Raw genomic sequence first — 19622 nt, 5'->3', positions numbered from 1 at the left:
ACTAAATAAATCAAATGCTTCTAGCTTAGAGCACCTCGGTTTTAAAGAAATATCTTATTTTTATAGCAGACTATAACATTAACCCGACAAAATCTATCTAAAACAGTACGTTACTAAAAAACACTACTATGAAAAGCATCTACAGTATATTAATTGCCCTATTATTTATCAATGTCTCATTTGCACAAGAGATAACACTAGATAAAAATGTCTTTGGTTACAAATTTGAGCAGAACGGAGAACAGTTATCCTGGAAAGAACTCATCAATAAAACCGAGTCAAACGTTGAGGCGAATCTATTTCTTAAAGAAGCCAGAACCAACAATACCATTTCAAAAGTTTTAGCATTTGTTGGTGGCGGTTTAATAGGCATTCCAATCGGACAATCCATTGCAGGTGACGATGCCAATTGGACTTTAGCCTATGTAGGTGGCGGCATCGCTATCATGTCATTTCCCATTGCTTCTAAAGCTTCAAAAGACGCCAAACAAGGCATTGAACTATATAACGCTTCGTTGAATACCACTGCTGCATTTAGCCCTGAATTTAAAATCATAGCGAGCGGAAATGGCATTGGACTCTCCATGAATTTCTAAAAACCAGGTCTCACCAACCATTACAGCGATCACCACAGATGCTAGTTCAGTAAATCTGCTCTTCCCTGTGACCTCGCTTCAACCAAAACTCAGTGAGTTAACTTGTAGCAGAGGGCTCTAGCAGCACATGAGCCATAACTAAAAATCATAGCAACATGAATTATATAAGCACCATCAACATCACCGAAGCCCATCAAAAAGAATTATACGATGCACAACAGCTTTTAGAAAACCCGAGTATTGCGGCTAAAATCACCAATTTGATTGGAAAACCCTTTGAGTTCGGATTAGAGATGCTGCCTTCAGACTGGACAAGTAAGATTACAGATATCACCCAAATGGCATTATTAAAAGCTACCGATACGGCCATCTATACCATGAAAGATGTACCAGAAGAAGCCCCATCCAATTGGTGGCATAAAATAGGCGTTGCAGTGTCAGGTGGCGTGGGCGGTTTTTTTGGATTGCCCGCGTTGGCTTTAGAATTGCCGATTTCTACCACCATCATGCTGCGCTCTATAGCCGATATTGCAAGAGCCGAGGGCGAATCTATTAATGACATCAACACCAAATTGGCCTGTTTGGAAGTCTTTGCACTGGGAGGCGAAAGCAAAACCGACGATGCTACCGAAAGTGGATACTACGTTGTAAGAACCGCATTAGCAAGATCGGTTAGTGAAGCTGCCGAATATATTACTGCTAAAACCATTGCAGAAGAGAGCGCACCCATCTTAGCGCGACTTATTGCCAACATTGCCGAACGGTTTAGCATTCAAATTACCGAGAAAATGGCGGCCCAAGCCGTACCCGCTATTGGCGCCGCAGGAGGCGCCATCATTAACACCATTTTTATTGACCATTTTCAAGATATGGCCAAAGGTCATTTTGTGGTAAGAAAACTAGAGCGGCTCTATGGCAAAGACGAAATCAAACGCTTGTATGATGAGATGCGCAGTTAAAAGCGAGCAATGCCTTAAAGCCTTCACATAACAGCGACCCAATATTGATGCGATAGATGACCACGATGCAAAAAATAGAACTTGATGCTATAGATTTTCATTTTGAAGATGAAGCCAGTCAAACTGGATACCACAACGGAGAAAAGTTTACAGGCATTATATTCGAAAGCCGTGACGGAAACTATTCTGAATATACTTATAAAAAAGGCTTACCAAACGGAAGAAGTTATGTCATCAACGAATCGACCAACGCCATTATTGAAGACGGCATTTTTGTAAACGGACGTAAAGAAGGCAAACATGATCGGTTTTTGAGCGATAAACAGATCACTGTTGAAGAATATTTTCAGAAAAACATATTGCAAAAGCAACGCGTTTTTGATTCTCAAAACACATTACTGAAATATTATTCGCTTAAGGAACATATGGACAGAGAATTCTATCCCGATGGCTCCCTATTTTTTGAAAGAATCGCCCCAGGGGAGCACCATATTGAAGATGGAACGATTTCTTATATTTTAGCAGACCAATTACTTTGCAACCGGTTTGAATATATTAGTAAAACAAACCAATACCGGTTTGAGTTTAACGATGCCGTCTTCCTCGACCATGTAAAACAATTAAATGCTGGATATCATTGGTATCCTGTAAAATGGTTTATCGACCATTTGCTAAAGGACAATCCGTCATTAGCCTTTGAATTTTTAATAAAGCTATTGAATCAAAAGGACCAATACTTCATTGGCGAAGCGGCCTTCTATTTAGGCGAAATTGGAAAAAAAGATGCGATTCCTTATTTGAAAAAGATTGTTTCCAACACAGAAGTTGGCGCCGTACAACCAAGATTTCCAGAGGTACCATATGGTGCTTTGTCTATCACTTGCAAACATATGAATACCAACGGGGAACGTGCTAAAGACGCCATCTCTAAAATTAAGAAACAGCACTCCTTCTTAAGAAGACTATTTAACATAACAGAATAGTGAATTGTACAATTGGATTGTTTATGATCTAAAGAAAGGACTTTGCATATTGACCAAGACCTTAACTGAAAAGCTTATCAAAACTTTGATCAATAACCCACTGAGATATACGTAGATCTACGTATAGGATTTTTGCGGGATTTTGGTTTACTTGCAAGAGGAGGGCGCTCTGGCTTAAATACGTTGAGATTTTAGATAAAAAAAATTGATCAGTATACTCATATAAAAGCTGTATAAATGAGCTTTTGGGCTTATCCCGAGTTAGCCAATACTAAAAAAAAACTAATGTCATATAAACAAGATACAGAATTAGAGGTAAAAGTCAAGATTGATGATAAAGATGACATCAGTAGTTATATTGTTTCATCTCAACATCGAAAGAGCAAAGGGAACGCTAGAAAAAGTATTTGGAGCATTTCTCAAAAAGAGGAATTTGAGTGTTTCGTTTTTTCCAAAGTAAACAAATGGTGTAAAAATCATTATGGTTGGGGAATTCACCTTGTTAATAATAGTTTAGGAGTTTTAGGCCACAACACAATAAAAGATGAAACTAAAGAATTAAAGTTCGCCAAATTTATTGATGGTAATCAAAATAAAACTTGGCACGGATATCCTGCTGATTATATGACTAAAATACAAGATATACCTTCAACTAATGTTTTGTATGCTTGGGTACAAAATGGTTATATTACCAAGGCGAAAATGAGTAAAATTTTACAAGGACAAAGATGCAACCTTTAAAAATATCAATATTAGGAGATTATTTTGACTGCCAAATTTATAGAGGCAGACTTTATCTATGGACTTTTAATGGAGATTTAAAAGTTTATGACTGGAATAGTTTAGTTAAATCGTTAATCAGAAAAGACACGGACAAAATTGCTCTGACGTTCAGTTTTCTTGATGGAAACTATTTGTACAAATCTGCATTAATTGAACTTTTTAAAGATAAAGATTTTAAAACTTTGCTTTTAAAAAAATTCAAGAATTTAGAGAAACAAACGTTTGAACTCACAGAGAAGAAAATTAGAAAATTCCTAATTGGGGAACAAACAACACCAAAAGGAACAATCCCTACTGATACAGAAATCTATAGTAATAAATTATATTTTATAACTGACGAAGGTCTTTTTAGCGGTTCAGTACATAGAAATAAATCTGAAAAATATGCAGTAAGTTCAAGACCAAAAAAATTATGGGATTGCAATTTATTATCAATTAAGGCTAATAAATATCCTCAATTAGCTTTATCGGGCGGAGATGAAGGACTTTTTGAATTAAATATGGCTAATAACAGTCCTAATAATTTAAAATTAATTGAGACTCAAAAATCGATTTATCAAGTAAGTGATAATCACTCTTCATTTTGTAATTATTCATATATAAATATTTTCAACACATCTTTAATTGAAGATTCGTTTCTTGCAACTTTCAAATGGGATGAAAATAAAAACGATAATAGAAATTATCAAAAATGGCATAGAAATTTCGACCAAAATATAAGTACAAACCAACTGTTCAAAACAGACGAAGAAATAAATAACCGATTTAACATTAGTTGGGGAATTGAAGATAAAATTTATAGAGCTACACCTAACGGGTTTGAAATTATTAAATTCAATAACTACGCAAATGAAGAAGAAGGAGAAGAAAAATATAAACGTTTAGAATCTTTAAATCTTCAAGCTTGGAAAGGTCAGATTATAAATGGTGGTTCAGCATATTTTGGAAATATTATTGAGTGTGAAAATGCTCTAGTGGTAACATTAAGTAATGGGAAATATTTGACAATTCCTGGACCAATAACCAAATGGAGAGTCTATCCACGTTCTTTAAATTACGAAAATCATTTACACGTTATTAAAGATGATAAAATAGATATTTTTTCATTTAATCAAGATTATTTTCTTGAACAAGAAGATAAAAGAATTGGAATCGAATTTGACAAATTTAAAAGAGTAAGAAAGCCTACTAATTCGACAACAAGTTTTTTTGCTGACACGAATGAAAGTATTTTCAATAGAGGTCTCGATTTACCATTTTAGCGGATAATTACTGGTGCTAACACCGTATATAATTTATTGCTAATTCTAGCCTACTTACGAAAATCCTTGCGGATTTTCTATTCTGTTTTTATTTATTAAATTACGTGCTAAACCACGCAACAAAACATATACAATCACGTTACCCACAATTTAAAAAAATGAGTAGAATTAACATACAAGGAACAATTGACAACATCAAGAGTAAATCAAATGTGTATACGCCTGTCATTGAATCCATAGTTAATTCTATCCAATCAATAACGGATAGTGGAAAACAGAATGGTAAAATCGAAATCATTCTTCACAGAGAAAAAATTCTCGAATTTGAAAATCAAATACCTAATATAAAATCTATTTCAATTCGTGATAATGGAATAGGATTTGACCAAAAAAACAGAGATTTCTTTGATACTTTTTACAGTCAGCTAAAAAAAGATATTGGCGGTAAAGGATTTGGTAGATTCATGTTCGTAAAATACTTTGGAGAAGTAACTGTTTCAAGTGTTTTTGAAAGCGAAGATAGAAATTTGAAATCAAGAGAGTTTAGGTTTGGACGTCAATTTGAGATAATAGTTGATGAAAAAATTCAAGAAACTCAAGCTATAGATACTTATTCAATTTTAAATTTGAATAATTTAATTGACTCACATTCATTTGATAAAAACATCGAAACCATATCAAGAAAATTACTTGAAAAACTTCTTGTATACTTCATAAACGATTCATTTCATTGTCCTACAATTATTGTAAGGGAATCTGATGATAGCCATTCAGTAATACTTAACGATTATATAACTGGAAAGAATGAAATTCAACAAATTAATGAATTCAATTTCACTCTGACTTCAGAAAAAGACATTAAAAAAAAGTTTATAGGTAAGGTTTTCAAAATTTATTTTGCGGGTAATCAAAAGAGCAAAATAAGTCTTACAGGTCACAACAGAGAAGTTACTGAAACCAACCTTCATAAATATATTCCAGAATTTGAAGATGATTTCTTCGATTTGAATCCAAAGAATCAAAGCAAGAAAAACTACATTATTAAAACTTACATACTTGGTCAGTATCTGGATGAACACGTTTCATTAGAACGAGAAAATTTTGATTTTGATAAGGAAAAAGGAGATTCCTTATATCCATTTTCACAAGCAGATATAGAACGAGAATCTGCACAAAAAACTAAGGAAATTTTCAACAATGATGTTTCTTCAAGGTCTGAAAAAAAGATTTCCAAGATTAAGAATTATGTAAATAAAAATGCACCATGGCATAAATCTTATGTGAATGAATTAGACTTTTCAAAAATTGGCTACAATCTTTCTGACAATGAAATTGAGATGGCACTTCACAAAGTAAAGCACAATAAGGAAATAAATACAAGAAGTCGATTTAATGATTTTTTTGAAAACCCAGAAAATTTACAAAACGGTAGTTTAAACGAGATGATTTCCGAAATTTCCGAGATAGGGAAAAGTGATTTGGCACATTATGTTTATAACCGTAAGTGCATTTTAGAAGCATTTAGAGAAATGCTTAAGAGAAATGAAGAAGGCGATGGCTTTTTGGAAGAAGAAATACATAACATAATTTATCCAATGAGAAGAAACTCTGAAAACACAACATATGAAGACCATAATCTATGGTTGCTCGATGAAAGATTAGTGTTTTCGGAATTTATATCATCTGACGAAAAAATATCATCTAAAAAAATAAATGATGCACTTGACGAACCAGATTTGGTAATCTTCGACCAAAAGAAGTCTTTTAGAAATGGCGACAATGAATTCAGTAATCCTTTAACGATTTTTGAATTCAAAAGACCAAAGAGAAAAAATTATAGAGAAAAAGATGATCCTATCTTACAAATAGGAAAATATCTAAATAAAATACGTTTAGGCAAATATGAAATGCCCAACGGTTTAGAACCTATAAAAGTAAATGATTGTACGCCAATTTATGGATATGTAATAGCGGATATTACGCCAAAAATTATTGAGTTTGCACAAAACAATCAATTGACTGAAAGTCCAGACAAAGAAGGATATTTTGGTTTCCATCGAGGTTTTAAAATGTATATTGAGATTATAAGTTTTAGAAAATTATTAAAGGACGCAACTTTACGGAATAAAATCTTCTTTAAGAAATTACAACTGGAATAAAACTGTGGGCAACGAACGTATATAATTCAAACACAGATATTTGCTTAATCGATAGTCAGGCATATTTACGAAGACCGGCAAATTTTTTAATTTAGCTTATTGAAAAGAAAGATATTAAGTGAAATTCAGAAATTCGGCTTGTGCCTAAACGAAACTTCCTGTTTTCTGCACTAGTTTCATATACAAGACCGCCAGCACTAACTAACCAAAAACCCCAAACCAAACCATGAAACAAAGCATTTTACTCATTTTTCTAATTGGTTATTTTACCACAGCGTATTCACAAGACCAGAAAATTCAATTTCAATTCGCTCTCGGTCCAACATTGTCAATACCCAAAACGAGTGCATCGACTAATACAAATGTTGACGGAAGTCCAGAAATTAAATCTTCAATAAATATGGGCGCTTTTATATTACCAAGTGTCAACTATTCGCTTAGTGAAAGCTCATCTCTTGACTTTGGAATTGGTTTTTTTATAGACAGGTTTTCTATAGAAGATACCATGGGAGCTGTTACAAATAAAGGCAATCGAAACATTAGCCAAATTCAAACACCAATTAACTTTAACGTTCACTTTAGTCAAGATAAATCTTATCAACTCGGTATTGGCGCATTTGCTAGTTTTTTAGTTTCTGCAAAAGAGAAAGGCGATACCATAATCGATGTAAGCAATATTGACCTGATTGATCCAAACGATCCAAATTTCTCAAATGGCGCCACAGTGATTTATGACAATGATATTAAGGATAATTACAATTCAGTTAGCTTTGGGGCGTTTCTTCAATTAAAGAAAAGCATCTCCTTTTCATCAGATAAAAAAGGATTTATATTAGTTAGGGTTAACCAATATTTCAATGCCATAAAAAATAATGACTCTAATGCCGATATCAGCCAGTATATTGACTTTAAGAATGAAAAAGAGCCGACAACAGTAAATTTAGGCATTGGCATTTTATTATAATTTATGCCAATACCGTCTCAAATGTGTGGCTAGTACTCGCTTCATTATAAAAATTTGAGCTGATTTTATATTCGGTTTTTAATTGCTAAATTAGTACCACAACACAATACTTTGGAAATCAGCGAAACAAAACCAACGACTAAAATCCTTAATTAGTTGACTTCTATAGATTCAATAAGAATTTCAAAGGTTTCTTCTTTGTCGTTACCAATTAACAATTGCATTTCTACGACGTTCTCCCCTTTATAATTAGGGACGTCTACGGGTTCACCGTGAAAGGTAGCTTCCATCAAATGAAATGGAATGCTGATTTTTTCCCAATCGGAACCGCCTTCCGTAGAAAACGTAAAAGCATAGGAGTGGCGTCCTTTAGGTGTTCTTACCCTAAAATTATAATCCTTTCCATCGCCTTTTACAGTGAGTACAAAGTTTGAGTAATGTTCAGCAATCACATAAGGCTCTTTTTCGGTAGTTTGATGAATGGAGCAAAAACCGCCATCATTTTCAAGTGAAATACGACCAGAAAATCGTGCTCTGCTATCTTCCGTCATTTTAAGTTGACTATCAGAACGGCCTCCCATAACGACGTCGTCCTGAACGCGCCATTTGCCCTTACCTTGTTCTACAAAATTATAAATGGTTGTCTTGCTCATAGTATTGTGTTCGTTATTTAGATGTGTTTCAGAAGTATTCAACGTTTTATCGCTCTTGGATAGACAAGAGGTCATTAAGATGAAAGTAAACATTAAAATTCTCATATCATATAGGACTTCAGAAATCTATTCATTTATTAATCTCTCGGATGACTATTTTTAATCACTATTGGATGCGCTATTCAAAATGTATTGATAAAAAAACGGTTTAAACCTCAACCCCATCTTCCACCTCAGCCATCAATAATTTTTCTGGGGTAATCGGTAAATCGCGCACGCGTTTTCCTGTGGCATTAAAAATAGCGTTGGCAATAGATGCGGCTACACTGGTAATGCCTAGTTCGCCAATGCCCTTAATCCCCATTTTATTGGCAATTTTATCTTCTTCTGGCAAAAAGACCACATCAATATTGGCCAGATCCAAATTAACGGGCACGTGGTAATCGGCAAACGAGCGGGTAATAAAATTCCCAAAATTAGGTTCTACTCGGGTTTGTTCGGCAATGACCATGCCGGCACCCATGGTGAGACCTCCAATCACTTCTCCGTAAGTCAATTTAGAATCTAAGACCTTGCAAAATCTAATAAGGCTTGATATTCCTCTAAATCTGCTTTTTTTACAGCGTTAAGATAAGCAGATCGCGCATCACCTGCATTTGAAAGATCACTCATACCCCAAGAAAAAGCCTTCTTACCAAATAGTTTTTCAATAATCATATCAGCCATTATTCTACTATGTCTGCCATTACCATTTGCAAAACAATGAATGCTTACCAAACGGTGTTTAAATCGGATGGCGATTTCATCGGGCGGATATGTGTTATTTTCTACCCAAAATAGGGCGTCGTCACAAAGCACTTTAAGGTGCACAGAAATTTGATGTTTATCAATACCAATATTTTTATCGGTCTTTCTAAATTGTCCAGCCCAATCCCAAATATTGCCATACATACGTTGATGCAAATCGCATACAAATTTTTCTGAAAATATGTGTTTGGGTTTAAACTTTTTACTGAAAATCCATTGCAAAGCATCTTCAATATTGAGTTGCTCAAACTCATCCAATTCAGCTTTGGTAGAAATCGTTTCTATTTTTAGGCCCTCTTTTTCTTCTTCATCAATGGGCGTTTGCCCTTCAATATAGTCCAAATCCTCTAATCCCATAGCATTTTTGGAAATTCATCTTTAATGATGGCTGTGCGGTCTTCAATAGCCTTTTTGATACGTTGCTTAGAGTTTTCCTGATCTTCGAGTTTCATATTATTTGATGTTCTAGATACGATACGAACAGCAAGCTCCTTGGCTTTACGATCAATCAAATCTTCTAATGTGCCATCTTTGGGAACCAGACCATAAACCAATTGCATATCTAATGCATTAGCAGCTTCCTTAAGATTATTGAGGGTAATTTGACCTTCCTTTTCTCTTTTTTCTATTTCCTGAACACTTTGTCTTGTAATAGATAATTTATCCGCTAATTGCTGTAAAGACATTCCCAAAGAGGTTCGTACGGCTTTAAGCCATCCAGTAGGTGGCAGCGCAACGTTTACAGCAGCAGAAAAACCGTTCTGTTTTCGGCTTAATTGTTCTAGTTGTAATTTCTTTCGATTCATAATGTAAGGTTATAGCCTGACTAATAAACCACAAATGTAAGGCTATAGCCTTACAAAAACAAATAAAAAGTCAGGCTATACCCTGACTTTTTATTGTTATGCTTTACATTTTATCTACAATACAATTACAACCTATTCGCTTTTATCTTATTCACTTTTAATTTTAGTGACTAAAATCGAAAAGGTTTCTGTTAGCAATCCTTAAACCTCAACCCCATCTTCCACCTCGGCCATCAATAACTTTTCTGGGGTAATCGGTAAATCGCGCATGCGTTTTCCTGTGGCATTAAAAATAGCGTTGGCAATAGATGCGGCTACACTGGTAATGCCTAGTTCGCCAATGCCCTTAACCCCCATTTTATTGGCAATTTTATCTTCTTCTGGTAAAAAGACCACATCAATATTGGCCAGATCCAAATTAACGGGCACGTGGTAATCGGCAAAAGAGCGGGTAATAAAATTACCGAAATTAGGTTCTACTCGGGTTTGTTCGGCAATGACCATACCGGCACCCATGGTGAGACCTCCAATCACTTGTCCGTAAGCCGTTTTAGGGTTTAAGATTTTACCTGCTGCGCCCACGTTGAGCATGCGCTTAATTTTGTACATGCCAGTATCTTGATCTACCCAGACCTCTGTAAAATTGGCCCCAAATGAAAATACGGAATGCTTCTCAAATTCGGACGAGGGTTTTGCCAAGCCTTCCGCTTCAAAAGCCGTGAGCTGGTTTTTCTTTAATAATTCTGAAATTTCAATAGTTTCATCTTTGCCGATGTTGCGATTTTTCTTGAGGGTCTTTACCGCATTTTCACAGGCAGACCGTGCGCCATTGCAATAAGACGCAGCACCCCAAGAGCCTCCAGAGCCTGGCGTGATAGGATAATCTGAATCTCCTAGTTCTACCACCACTTGCGCTACTGGGATGTTGAGATATTCTGATACGGTTTGTGCTAATATGGTATAGCTGCCCGTCCCAATATCGGTGGCATCCATCTGTAAAGTGGCCGTTACGGTATTGTTCTCTAATTGCAATTTCACTTTGGCGTGGGTCTCTTTATAAGGAGCGGCTCTAGCAGCTGCACTCACCCCGTAGCCAATAAGCCAGTTGCCTTTTTTACGTGCTCTCGGTTTCATTTTGCGTTGGTCCCAACCAAATTTCTTAGCACCAATGTTCAGGCATTCTACCAACAATCGTGACGAGAAGGGTTTTTCTTGGCTCAGATCCTCCTGTGTATCGTTTTTGATCCGAAAGGTAATGGGGTCCATATCGAGTTTCCACGCCAATTCATCCATGGCAGATTCCAAAGCAAAACTGCCTGTCGCCTCCCCTGGGGCTCTCATAGAAAAGGGTTGCTGTAAATTCATAGGGATCAAGCGCTCTGAGATCTTGGCATTGGCAACCTTATACATCATTTTAGACATAGAGCCACACGGTTCTTGAAACTCCTGCGTGGTGGAGGTATGCGATAAAATATCATGAGACAATGCGGTGAGCTCTCCATTGGTTTTAGCACCCAGTTGTACGGTTTGCTTATTGGCTTGGCGCATACCTGTATTGGTAAACATTTGAGTACGCGTGACTGTTGCTTGTACAGGTCTGCCAACCATTTTTGAGGCCATGACCGCCATGATGACGTGACGCTCTAAATTCAATTTAGAACCAAAACCGCCACCCACATAATGAGCCACCACACGTACATCCTTTTTCGGGATCAAAAAAGTTCCTGAAATGGCAATGGCGGCATCTTCCACAATTTGCTGACTCGCGTAGGCCAGTACTTTGCCATTGTTCCAACTGGCGATGGTAGCATGAAGTTCCATCGGGTGGTGGTGTTCAATGGGCGTATGATAGGTGTGTTCTATCACAGTATCAGCTTGCGATAGGCCTTTTTTAAAATCGCCTCGTTTATAATCAGAGTCTTTGCCCGGTTTATAGGCTTTGGATTTCGATGTTTCAAAATTGATCACCGCCTTAGGATCTTCCTTATACTTAAATTTAACCAAAGAGGCCGCATATTGTGCTTGTTCAAAGGTTTCAGCAACCACAAAACCAACATATTCCCCATAGTAATGCACTTTGTTGCTTTGTAATACTGGCGCAATACTATCGGTGGCCAATGCGGGCCGTTCTTCATCAAACCCTTTTAATTTCTCGGCATTTTTATAGGTAATGATTTTGAGGACACCTTTCAACTGTTCTGCTTCGGAAGTATCTATCGCAATGATTTCGCCCTTAGCAATCGTGCTATTAATCCCTTGACCGTAAACTTTGTTTTCTATTTGAAATTCGGAAGCATAAGTCGCCTGGCCTGTTACTTTAAGCTGACCTTCTACTCTATTGATGGCGTTTCCTACTCCGGATGCGTTTTTTGTTTTCATAATGTTGGTTTAATTTGTGCCAATGGCTTTTTAAACGGCTTTTTCCTTAGCTTCATTAAGCGCTCTAACAATGGCATTTTTACCCATTTGTACCTTGTAGGCGTTGTCTTCAAAAGGCTTGGCATCTGCCATGGCGAGATCTGCGGCCTTTTTAAAATTGGCCTCGGTTGGTTGTTTTCCTAATAGGAAATCTTCTGCTTTGGTCAGTTTCCAAGGTTTGTGCGCCACACCGCCCATGGCCAATCCAATCTCTGAAATTTTATCGTTTTCTATTTGAAACCCTGCCGCCACCGAAATCAACGCAAAGGCATAGCTAGACCGTTCTCGTATTTTCACATAGGCATAGTGATTTGACAACACAGGTTTGGGAAGATGGATGGCAGTGATTAACTCCCCTGTTTCTAAATTGGTGTCTTTTTCGGGTTGGTCTCCAGGCAGACGATGAAACTCTGAAAAGTCAATGTGCCTAGAATTCCCGTCGCGTTGTTGCACCTCAACCGTTGCTCCAATGGCTGCAAGCGCCACGCACATGTCTGACGGATGGGTGGCAATACAAGCCTCACTATACCCAAAAATAGCGTGTTGGGCATTCATTCCTTTTAAAGCACCACAACCAGATCCTGGTTCTCGTTTGTTGCAGGGCATGGACGTTTCAAAAAAATAGGGACATCGGGTACGCTGTAACAAGTTGCCGCCGTTGGTGGCCATATTACGGATTTGTGCCGTTGCTGCAGAGAGCATTGCCATAGATAAGAGCGGATAGTGGCTACGAATGTCTTTATGATTGGCCGTGTCTGCATTGCTTAGCATGGCGCCTAAAGTATAGCCACCCTTTTTATTGGCACTAATGTTTTTAAATTTAAGGTTCTTCACTTGAATTAACTGTTCTGGTTGGGCCACGTGCTCTTTCATCAAATCAATTAAATTGGTACCGCCAGCTAAATAATGGGAGCTGTTGTGAAATGCCTGTAGTGCCTCGTCTTTGCTTTTGGCGCCTGTATATGTAAATGGTCTCATGGGTTACGTCTTTAAAATTGGTAAGGATTACTGCTGAAATAGGAAACGTTTAGTGGCTTTTGGCGTTTTTCATTTGGGATTCGGTAGCAAATTCCCAAGTCGGTTTTTCATCATCACCAGAATGCACTTCTTTAAATGCCTGAACGATATTATTGTAGGCACCGCAACGGCAGATATTTCCTGAAAGTCGTTCTCTAATGTCTTCTTCGGAAAGCTTTAAATCTTTTTGGATGGTTCTCACATCTTCTGTAACATAACTGGCCTCACCATTTTTAGCCTCTTCCAAAAGCGCTACAGAGGAACAGATTTGGCCCGGTGTGCAATAGCCACATTGAAATCCGTCATGTTTGACAAAAGCCGCTTGCAAGGGATGCAGCTCATTCTTTTTAGCCAATCCTTCCACAGTAGTCACTTCGGCACCGTCGCAAGTTGCCGCTAAGGTTAAACAAGACAACTGACGCTTTCCATCCATGATGACGGTGCAGGCACCACATTGCCCATGATCACAACCTTTTTTAGTGCCCGTGAGCGCAAGATGCTCTCGTAAGGCATCCAGCAAACTGGTTCTGGAATCTAAAGTGAGGGATTGCTTGGTACTATTGACTTTGAGCGTGACGTTGATCTCATTTAAAAGAAATGGATTCTTGGTGGGTTTGTTTTTCATGGGTTGCGCAAATAAATGGGTTGGTAAAAGCAAAATAGCCTATAGCACGTGATAAGCTCTAATGAATTGACACTTATAAATTTAAGTGAATTTTTTCAAAAATCAACAACTAGGCTTGAGCTTAAGATATGGCTTGACAAGTACTCCATTTTCTTGAAGATGTATTGCTTTAAAACGTGAAAAACTTGACTTTAATGATCTAAAAACTTTAAAAGATTCTAATGTTTTATAGATCTATGTAGACGCTTGACTAAAATAATCTCATTATTTGGGCGACTATAAAACTGGCATGTTAACACATCTCAAGACTCATGCTTTAGCTTTTGAGTCCATTTTAAATGCAATTGCCCTAAGCCATCTTCCAGAATGTTTTTAAATTATTTTTTGAACAAAAACATTGAAACCATGAGTGAAGAAAAAAACAAACAGACTAAGAATTCCGATGAGAATTCAAACCAAATAGACGTGAACAAAAATTCTCACAAGCGCAAAGATTCCAACGGTGGTTACGATCACCCTCCACAAGGCGATGAAGGATATAAAGAAAATTGACGTCTTATGACCGTCTTTAGCGAGAGGTTATATTTGCCTTTACGCCCCAATTCACCTGCCCCGCATTACGGAGCAGGTTTTTTTTATTACATTTCCGAAATAATTAATTGTAGACGCATCACAAACACGGTGCGGTACTATTTTAAGAATTAACTTGAGAACAACATATGACTAATGAACAGGCGTTGCGCCACATTGTAATTAAACATCTTGAGGGTGGAGCGGCATTTTCAAATATCTCAAAATTTCTGGAAGCCATTGATTTTGAAAAATTAGGTGAGCGATCTTACGGTTTACCCTATTCGTTTTACGAGCTTTTTTACCATATTAGATTTGCCCAGAAAGATATTTTGGATTATTGCGCTGCCGACGCATACACGAGCCATGATTGGCCAGATGATTATTGGCCTAGAGAACAATCACCAGAAAACAATGAAGCTTGGGAATCGCTCAAAAGTTCTTTTTTTACTGAGCGGAAAAAGCTAGCAGATTTTATTGGAGATGAACAAAATGACCTATTAAAACCGGTCAAGCATAGTGAAAATCATACTTTAATTCGGGAATTGCTGTTAGTGATAGAACACAATTCTTATCATATTGGTCAATTGGCCATGCTCCTACGCCTGCAAGGCTTACAATAAAAACCAATACCAATCGCTGAGAAATTAGCGTCCCTAAATTATGGGGTTTCTATTCTAAGCCTATCATTTTATAGTTGCGGCGAATACCACTTTGATCAATAATACAATCTAAAATCGAGCATTTTACACAAATTGTAATGCTTCCGAAACATAGTTTCCACCACTTCCCTTAAATCATCATTCTCATAAAACTGACTGAAAAACACCCGATCTATGGTAAAGGCACTGGACATGTTTTCAGAAGGAAACCCGTAGCCAGATATAGCTCGAGCACCAGTAACATCGAGAAAATATTGAGACTCCTCATCCGTGAGATCTAGGACCTTTTTATTGGCAAAGTGTATGATTTTACCACCCATTTTACCTTCAAAGAGTTCTGCAATCTCCTCTATGCTATAATAATAGTCATTGATTAAAATATTGTTTGCCTCTCCCGGTAATACCAGATAGATAATTTCGTAGCCATCAAAGTTATGGTCGTCATAAAGCAAATAGCTTAAACTTTCCTCTAAACCTTCAATGGTGTCGCATGCTTTGTAAATACTACTAATGTTTTGATTTAAGGCGATGTCTTCCAGAATTTTAACCACTTCGGTGCTTTCGGCAGTATCAATATCGGGAACGACCTCTAGACAGTAAATAAAATTTTCAATATCTGTATTGGGAACTTCTAGTGTATGCATTGTTGAATTGAATCACTTTTTAAAAGTTTTAAAAATAGAGAAAAAAGAGGTGCATGCTTTGATACTAAGCAACAATAGGTTTTGCTAGGGTAGTTAGATTGGTGGTATCATTTGGTGCTTTTAATTACTTTTTGATAAAATACTATGTAATTTTCCTTTGTTTATGGCTTGTAATTGGAAGAACATAAATTGTACCATTTTCTATCTGTATTTTATTTTAAGAACTTCCTCAAATCTCTACTTCCGTGTAATACTCTAACAATCCTTAAATGCTTTTTTACAATGCGATAAAAGATGATATGTGAAGCATATGGAAAACTGTAAAGTCCATCTTTAATTTCATCACGTTGTTTACCTATCTCAGGATTTTTTAAAAGAAGCTCAAAGTGATTACGCAGTTCTATTAAATAATTTAGAGCCTGATCTTGTCCAAACTTGTAAACTCCAAACTCATAAATCGCTTCAATATCTTCCTGAGTTTTTTTAGATAAGATATAATGATTCATCAAGATTTTTTCTTGGATTCAATAATTTGATCCATTGTCATCGAACTATCCGGGCCATCCCAGCCCAATTCAATTTCCTTTCGTAAATCTTGGATAACTTTTTCGCGATAGATTCCGTGAAGTCTTAATGCATCTCGTATGACCTCGCTATTATTTTGGTATTCTCCTGAAGCAACTTGCTTGGAGATATATTCTTCCTGTTTTTTCGTGAAACTAATATTCATAACAAAATATCTATATTTGATAAATATAGATAATTTAATTTAGAAGACTAAATACCGATGCAAAAGTTAGCAAAAATATTACCCAGCAAATCAACTAGCTTTTTAGCTCTAACGAGATGCCTTATCGAAACTTATTCACCTCACTATCAATATTTAAAAAAAAAAAAAAAAAAAACACCATAAACTTCTTTTTGGATAAGTCACCTTTAAGACAAGGAATTTAAATGAGATAATTTCTGCGAGGCTCAGGTAATCAATCTAAATAATAGAATTTTTTATTTTCTATTCCTTTTTGCGGCTTCTTCAAACCTTGTTTGAATGAATATTTCTCAAAAGAAACATCGTAAAAAATAAAGACGCAAAAAAAACCGTGTCAAACGTTAATTTGAAACGGTTTTCGAAAAACTAGATCAATAGACTAACTAATTTTATTTGATTAATTCTTTACAAGTTTTAAGGTTTCTGTCGCCCTACCATCACTAACTCTTGCAAAGTAAACACCTTTACTTAACGTTGCGGCATCAATTTTCACATTATTACTTTTAGGACTTAATCTCAATACCACTTTCCCCATAATATCTGTAATAGTAATAGTACTGATAGCCATACCTGACGTATTAATATGCCATGTCTTTGTTGTTGGGTTAGGATAAGCAACAAATTTTTGCTCAAAAAAACCAGAGGTATTTAAAGTTGTCACTGTCTGTGAAGCAGCACTCTGACGACTACAATTCGTTACGGTGAGCGTAACAGTATAAGGCCCTGAACCATCATAAATATGCTGTGGATTTTCCTCGGTAGATGTTGTACCGTCACCAAAGTCCCACAAATAGCTTATCCCGTTTGCAGAATTATTTGTGAATAAAACCGTATTTCCCGTAGTTTCATAGCTAAATATGGCCTGAGGGTCATAAACCCCTACATTCCAATCTTGAAAATTATCAAAAACAATTGATTTTACAACCGCTTTCACTTGGTCAGCAACCGTCTCATCCAATGTACTGTTATATGTAATCAACGTTGGGTCATTACGAAAAATAACTGTATTAAAAGTTACTGCAGATACGTATGAACCTACTAATGTTGGATGACTTTCATCATCTACATAAAGATCAATTTCTGGATATAATTCTCTTATTTCACGTCTAACTCTTCCTACAGGTGAAAGCATCGCATCATTATCATTTGCCATTTGGGTATAACGCTCCTGTAAACGTTCATCCATGCCTAAGTAAGTACATACTTCTGGTATGGTTGGACAATTTTGAGCATCACCGTTTTCTCGACCCCAAGTTTGATAGAAAAACAAATCTGCACAAGGGCTATAATCATGAACCATATCTACAAGCAGAGTTGCAAATGCAAATGTATGTGTTGCTACATATTCTTCTTCAAGAGCAGGACGTTGGCTTTGATCCTGAAGTACCACATAATCCCAATTACCTTCTTCGATTCTATCTGTAGTTCCAGAATTTTCGTAGTGTGACTCAAGACTTGTTCCTCCTATAGTATTGCTTTGCACTACTAACTCATCACCCATAGAAGCAGCGATATCTTGCAACATAAATGGCATTGCATTATAATATGTATAACTATTTCCAACAAATAGAATACGTTTAGAATTGTCTATTATTGATGTACCACAAACGTTAATCTCATAGATAGCATATCCATTTTGCGTATTAGGTGATACACCATCCACTTTAAGCCAGCGAAACTCTGCATTGACGTTAATAACATCAGTACGAGCACCGTAATTCATATTACTTTTTTCAGCAATTTCTGTCCAGTTAGTGCCATCAACAGATCCACTTAAAAAATAATTATTTGCACTTGCTATACCCCAATCTATAGTTACAGCATTTATAGTATTTGGCGATCCTAAATCTAACGTTAAACTTTGATCCTCTTCTAATGAACTTTCCCATTTTGTACTGCTATCACCATCTGTTGCGAGCAGCGCATTTCCCGAAGATGCTGTAGTTGAAATGACCGGTATAAGTGTACAGTTTGGAACAGAGGCATAACCAATTGGCCCATCAAAATTATAAGCTCCAGTTAATCTATTCAGCATAATGCTGTAATCTCCTGCGGCTACATTAATATCTTCTCCACTTAGTGATCCAGTTCCCGAAGGAAATCCTCCGTCTCCACCCCATTGCACTTCCCAACTATTATTTTGTCTAAACTTAACTGCACCTGTTGTCAAAGTCAGACTATTAATAATATAATGGATTCCGTCGATAGTAGTCATTACATGCTCGTCTATTTGAGGATCAGACGGCCAACCTTGAGGTGTACTAGATCCTACAATTGCAATGCTTAAATACTCAAAAGCATATTCTAAAGTATTCAGATTAAACGTAACTCTATAACTATTGCCAGGCACATTGAGTGCCCCAGAACCATTATAAATTGCAGTCCCTGAAGGGAACGTTAATGGTTCCCAGATACCTTCTGCTGAGTCATGGTTTTGACGAAATTTCACTTCACCATCAATAGTAATATTATTTCCGAAATATTGAATTCCATCGGTAGTTCCCAGATCAATATCTACCGTGTTACCACCAACACCTGGACCTGTAAGACTTATTACTGGATAGATGTTTGACACCGTAAAACTAAATTCTAGTGTATTACTATTAAAAGTCACATCATAAATGCCAACTGGTGTTGAAATATTAGTTCCATCGGCAACCGCAACCCCTTCGGGGAAGGCACCTCCCCAATTATTTGTCCACGAATTTTCTGCTCTAAACTTTACAGACCCGCTTGTGGTCTCTAAGTTATTAATACTCCAGTTGATACCATCAGTTGAGCTCATTTGATGAGTGTCTACTTCGCCTGCATCACCTGTTGGCCATCCGCCCACACCGTCACCAACAATTGCCATCGAATCAAATTGAGCGTTGGCTGAGAATAAGCTCAATAAACAGATAATTAAAAAGGTAATTTTTCTCATAATTTATTAGTTTAATTAGTAT

Annotated in this window: 20 protein-coding genes; 9 read left to right on the top strand and 11 right to left on the bottom strand. The window is 36.6% G+C overall.

Annotated elements, in window-relative coordinates:
• The first annotated feature begins 128 nt into the window (after window positions 1-128).
• The 7 genes from P176_RS0113960 to P176_RS0113930 all read left to right on the top strand — a co-directional run bounded on the left by P176_RS0113960 (window position 129) and on the right by P176_RS0113930 (window position 7706).
• The gene (locus P176_RS0113960; RefSeq protein WP_026755282.1) at window positions 129-596 is read left to right on the top strand and encodes a hypothetical protein; all 468 of its coding nucleotides are present in this window, start codon (window positions 129-131) and stop codon (window positions 594-596) included.
• Between the two features lie 155 nt (window positions 597-751).
• Complete coding sequence (locus P176_RS0113955; protein WP_051605505.1) at window positions 752-1555, top strand: EcsC family protein; 804 nt, start codon at window positions 752-754, stop codon at window positions 1553-1555.
• Window positions 1556-1620: 65 nt separating this feature from the next.
• Window positions 1621-2538, top strand: coding sequence for a HEAT repeat domain-containing protein (locus P176_RS0113950; RefSeq protein ID WP_156033093.1), 918 nt, complete (start codon window positions 1621-1623; stop codon window positions 2536-2538).
• Between the two features lie 237 nt (window positions 2539-2775).
• Window positions 2776-3279 carry a hypothetical protein gene (locus tag P176_RS0113945; RefSeq protein WP_026755279.1) on the top strand — a complete coding sequence of 168 codons (504 nt, stop codon included), beginning with the start codon at window positions 2776-2778 and terminating at the stop codon, window positions 3277-3279.
• Window positions 3267-4583, top strand: coding sequence for a hypothetical protein (locus P176_RS0113940; RefSeq protein WP_026755278.1), 1317 nt, complete (start codon window positions 3267-3269; stop codon window positions 4581-4583). Before P176_RS0113945 ends, P176_RS0113940 begins: the two co-directional genes overlap by 13 nt.
• A 158-nt stretch (window positions 4584-4741) precedes the next feature.
• Complete coding sequence (locus P176_RS0113935) at window positions 4742-6742, top strand: ATP-binding protein (RefSeq protein WP_026755277.1); 2001 nt, start codon at window positions 4742-4744, stop codon at window positions 6740-6742.
• 226 nt (window positions 6743-6968) lie between these two features.
• Window positions 6969-7706, top strand: a complete 738-nt coding sequence (locus P176_RS0113930) for an outer membrane beta-barrel protein (protein WP_026755276.1) — start codon at window positions 6969-6971, stop codon at window positions 7704-7706.
• A 152-nt stretch (window positions 7707-7858) separates the two neighbouring features.
• Here the strand turns inward: P176_RS0113930 and P176_RS0113925 are convergent, their stop codons facing one another.
• From P176_RS0113925 to P176_RS19520, 7 genes are all read right to left on the bottom strand, one after another.
• Window positions 7859-8359 carry a CIA30 family protein gene (locus P176_RS0113925; RefSeq protein WP_026755275.1) on the bottom strand — a complete coding sequence of 167 codons (501 nt, stop codon included), beginning with the start codon at window positions 8357-8359 and terminating at the stop codon, window positions 7859-7861.
• A 208-nt stretch (window positions 8360-8567) separates the two neighbouring features.
• Window positions 8568-8915, bottom strand: coding sequence for a molybdopterin cofactor-binding domain-containing protein (locus P176_RS0113920; protein ID WP_026755274.1), 348 nt, complete (start codon window positions 8913-8915; stop codon window positions 8568-8570).
• 8 nt (window positions 8916-8923) lie between these two features.
• Entirely contained in the window at window positions 8924-9523 is a 600-nt protein-coding gene (locus P176_RS0113915; RefSeq protein WP_026755273.1) for a mobile mystery protein B, read from the bottom strand.
• Window positions 9514-9972, bottom strand: coding sequence for a mobile mystery protein A (locus P176_RS0113910; protein ID WP_026755272.1), 459 nt, complete (start codon window positions 9970-9972; stop codon window positions 9514-9516). The genes P176_RS0113915 and P176_RS0113910 overlap by 10 nt, the downstream gene beginning before the upstream one ends.
• A 201-nt stretch (window positions 9973-10173) precedes the next feature.
• Window positions 10174-12351 (bottom strand): xanthine dehydrogenase family protein molybdopterin-binding subunit, encoded by a 2178-nt coding sequence (locus P176_RS0113905; protein WP_037348949.1) that lies wholly within the window; start codon window positions 12349-12351, stop codon window positions 10174-10176.
• 30 nt (window positions 12352-12381) lie between these two features.
• Window positions 12382-13368 carry a xanthine dehydrogenase family protein subunit M gene (locus tag P176_RS0113900; RefSeq protein WP_026755270.1) on the bottom strand — a complete coding sequence of 329 codons (987 nt, stop codon included), beginning with the start codon at window positions 13366-13368 and terminating at the stop codon, window positions 12382-12384.
• A 49-nt stretch (window positions 13369-13417) separates the two neighbouring features.
• Window positions 13418-14032 (bottom strand): 2Fe-2S iron-sulfur cluster-binding protein, encoded by a 615-nt coding sequence (locus P176_RS19520; RefSeq protein ID WP_081820723.1) that lies wholly within the window; start codon window positions 14030-14032, stop codon window positions 13418-13420.
• Between the two features lie 384 nt (window positions 14033-14416).
• Between P176_RS19520 and P176_RS0113890 the strand changes: the two genes are divergently transcribed.
• Window positions 14417-14584 (top strand): hypothetical protein, encoded by a 168-nt coding sequence (locus tag P176_RS0113890; protein ID WP_156033091.1) that lies wholly within the window; start codon window positions 14417-14419, stop codon window positions 14582-14584.
• Between the two features lie 167 nt (window positions 14585-14751).
• A complete protein-coding gene (locus P176_RS0113885; protein ID WP_026755268.1) occupies window positions 14752-15225 on the top strand; it encodes a DinB family protein in 474 nt (157 codons plus the stop codon).
• Window positions 15226-15320: 95 nt separating this feature from the next.
• Here the strand turns inward: P176_RS0113885 and P176_RS0113880 are convergent, their stop codons facing one another.
• From P176_RS0113880 to P176_RS20800, 4 genes are all read right to left on the bottom strand, one after another.
• Window positions 15321-15908: a DUF6642 family protein gene (locus tag P176_RS0113880; protein ID WP_026755267.1), complete on the bottom strand. Its 588-nt coding sequence runs from the start codon at window positions 15906-15908 to the stop codon at window positions 15321-15323.
• 212 nt (window positions 15909-16120) lie between these two features.
• The gene (locus P176_RS0113875; protein WP_026755266.1) at window positions 16121-16414 is read right to left on the bottom strand and encodes a type II toxin-antitoxin system RelE/ParE family toxin; all 294 of its coding nucleotides are present in this window, start codon (window positions 16412-16414) and stop codon (window positions 16121-16123) included.
• Window positions 16414-16638, bottom strand: a complete 225-nt coding sequence (locus tag P176_RS0113870) for a type II toxin-antitoxin system ParD family antitoxin (protein ID WP_026755265.1) — start codon at window positions 16636-16638, stop codon at window positions 16414-16416. The genes P176_RS0113875 and P176_RS0113870 overlap by 1 nt, the downstream gene beginning before the upstream one ends.
• Window positions 16639-17074: 436 nt before the next feature.
• Complete coding sequence (locus P176_RS20800) at window positions 17075-19600, bottom strand: discoidin domain-containing protein (protein ID WP_051605503.1); 2526 nt, start codon at window positions 19598-19600, stop codon at window positions 17075-17077.
• Window positions 19601-19622 lie beyond the last annotated feature (22 nt).

Origin of the sequence: Sediminibacter sp. Hel_I_10, assembly GCF_000688335.1 — a bacterium.
In the GTDB taxonomy this organism is placed as follows: domain Bacteria; phylum Bacteroidota; class Bacteroidia; order Flavobacteriales; family Flavobacteriaceae; genus Psychroserpens.
Note: the sequence above shows the minus strand (reverse complement) of the source record. Positions and strands in the feature narration are given on the sequence as shown.

What these genes read in the sequence shown, in the direction of transcription:
- P176_RS20800 (WP_051605503.1), bottom strand. Translation starts at nt 19,600, where the DNA reads ATGAGAAAAATTACCTTTTTAATTATCTGTTTATTGAGCTTATTCTCA.
- P176_RS0113915 (WP_026755273.1), bottom strand. Translation starts at nt 9,523, where the DNA reads ATGGGATTAGAGGATTTGGACTATATTGAAGGGCAAACGCCCATTGAT.
- P176_RS0113935 (WP_026755277.1), top strand. Translation starts at nt 4,742, where the DNA reads ATGAGTAGAATTAACATACAAGGAACAATTGACAACATCAAGAGTAAA.
- P176_RS19520 (WP_081820723.1), bottom strand. Translation starts at nt 14,032, where the DNA reads ATGAAAAACAAACCCACCAAGAATCCATTTCTTTTAAATGAGATCAAC.
- P176_RS0113955 (WP_051605505.1), top strand. Translation starts at nt 752, where the DNA reads ATGAATTATATAAGCACCATCAACATCACCGAAGCCCATCAAAAAGAA.
- P176_RS0113960 (WP_026755282.1), top strand. Translation starts at nt 129, where the DNA reads ATGAAAAGCATCTACAGTATATTAATTGCCCTATTATTTATCAATGTC.
- P176_RS0113880 (WP_026755267.1), bottom strand. Translation starts at nt 15,908, where the DNA reads ATGCATACACTAGAAGTTCCCAATACAGATATTGAAAATTTTATTTAC.
- P176_RS0113910 (WP_026755272.1), bottom strand. Translation starts at nt 9,972, where the DNA reads ATGAATCGAAAGAAATTACAACTAGAACAATTAAGCCGAAAACAGAAC.
- P176_RS0113900 (WP_026755270.1), bottom strand. Translation starts at nt 13,368, where the DNA reads ATGAGACCATTTACATATACAGGCGCCAAAAGCAAAGACGAGGCACTA.
- P176_RS0113885 (WP_026755268.1), top strand. Translation starts at nt 14,752, where the DNA reads ATGACTAATGAACAGGCGTTGCGCCACATTGTAATTAAACATCTTGAG.
- P176_RS0113925 (WP_026755275.1), bottom strand. Translation starts at nt 8,359, where the DNA reads ATGAGCAAGACAACCATTTATAATTTTGTAGAACAAGGTAAGGGCAAA.
- P176_RS0113905 (WP_037348949.1), bottom strand. Translation starts at nt 12,351, where the DNA reads ATGAAAACAAAAAACGCATCCGGAGTAGGAAACGCCATCAATAGAGTA.
- P176_RS0113940 (WP_026755278.1), top strand. Translation starts at nt 3,267, where the DNA reads ATGCAACCTTTAAAAATATCAATATTAGGAGATTATTTTGACTGCCAA.
- P176_RS0113870 (WP_026755265.1), bottom strand. Translation starts at nt 16,638, where the DNA reads ATGAATATTAGTTTCACGAAAAAACAGGAAGAATATATCTCCAAGCAA.
- P176_RS0113950 (WP_156033093.1), top strand. Translation starts at nt 1,621, where the DNA reads ATGCAAAAAATAGAACTTGATGCTATAGATTTTCATTTTGAAGATGAA.
- P176_RS0113945 (WP_026755279.1), top strand. Translation starts at nt 2,776, where the DNA reads ATGAGCTTTTGGGCTTATCCCGAGTTAGCCAATACTAAAAAAAAACTA.
- P176_RS0113875 (WP_026755266.1), bottom strand. Translation starts at nt 16,414, where the DNA reads ATGAATCATTATATCTTATCTAAAAAAACTCAGGAAGATATTGAAGCG.
- P176_RS0113930 (WP_026755276.1), top strand. Translation starts at nt 6,969, where the DNA reads ATGAAACAAAGCATTTTACTCATTTTTCTAATTGGTTATTTTACCACA.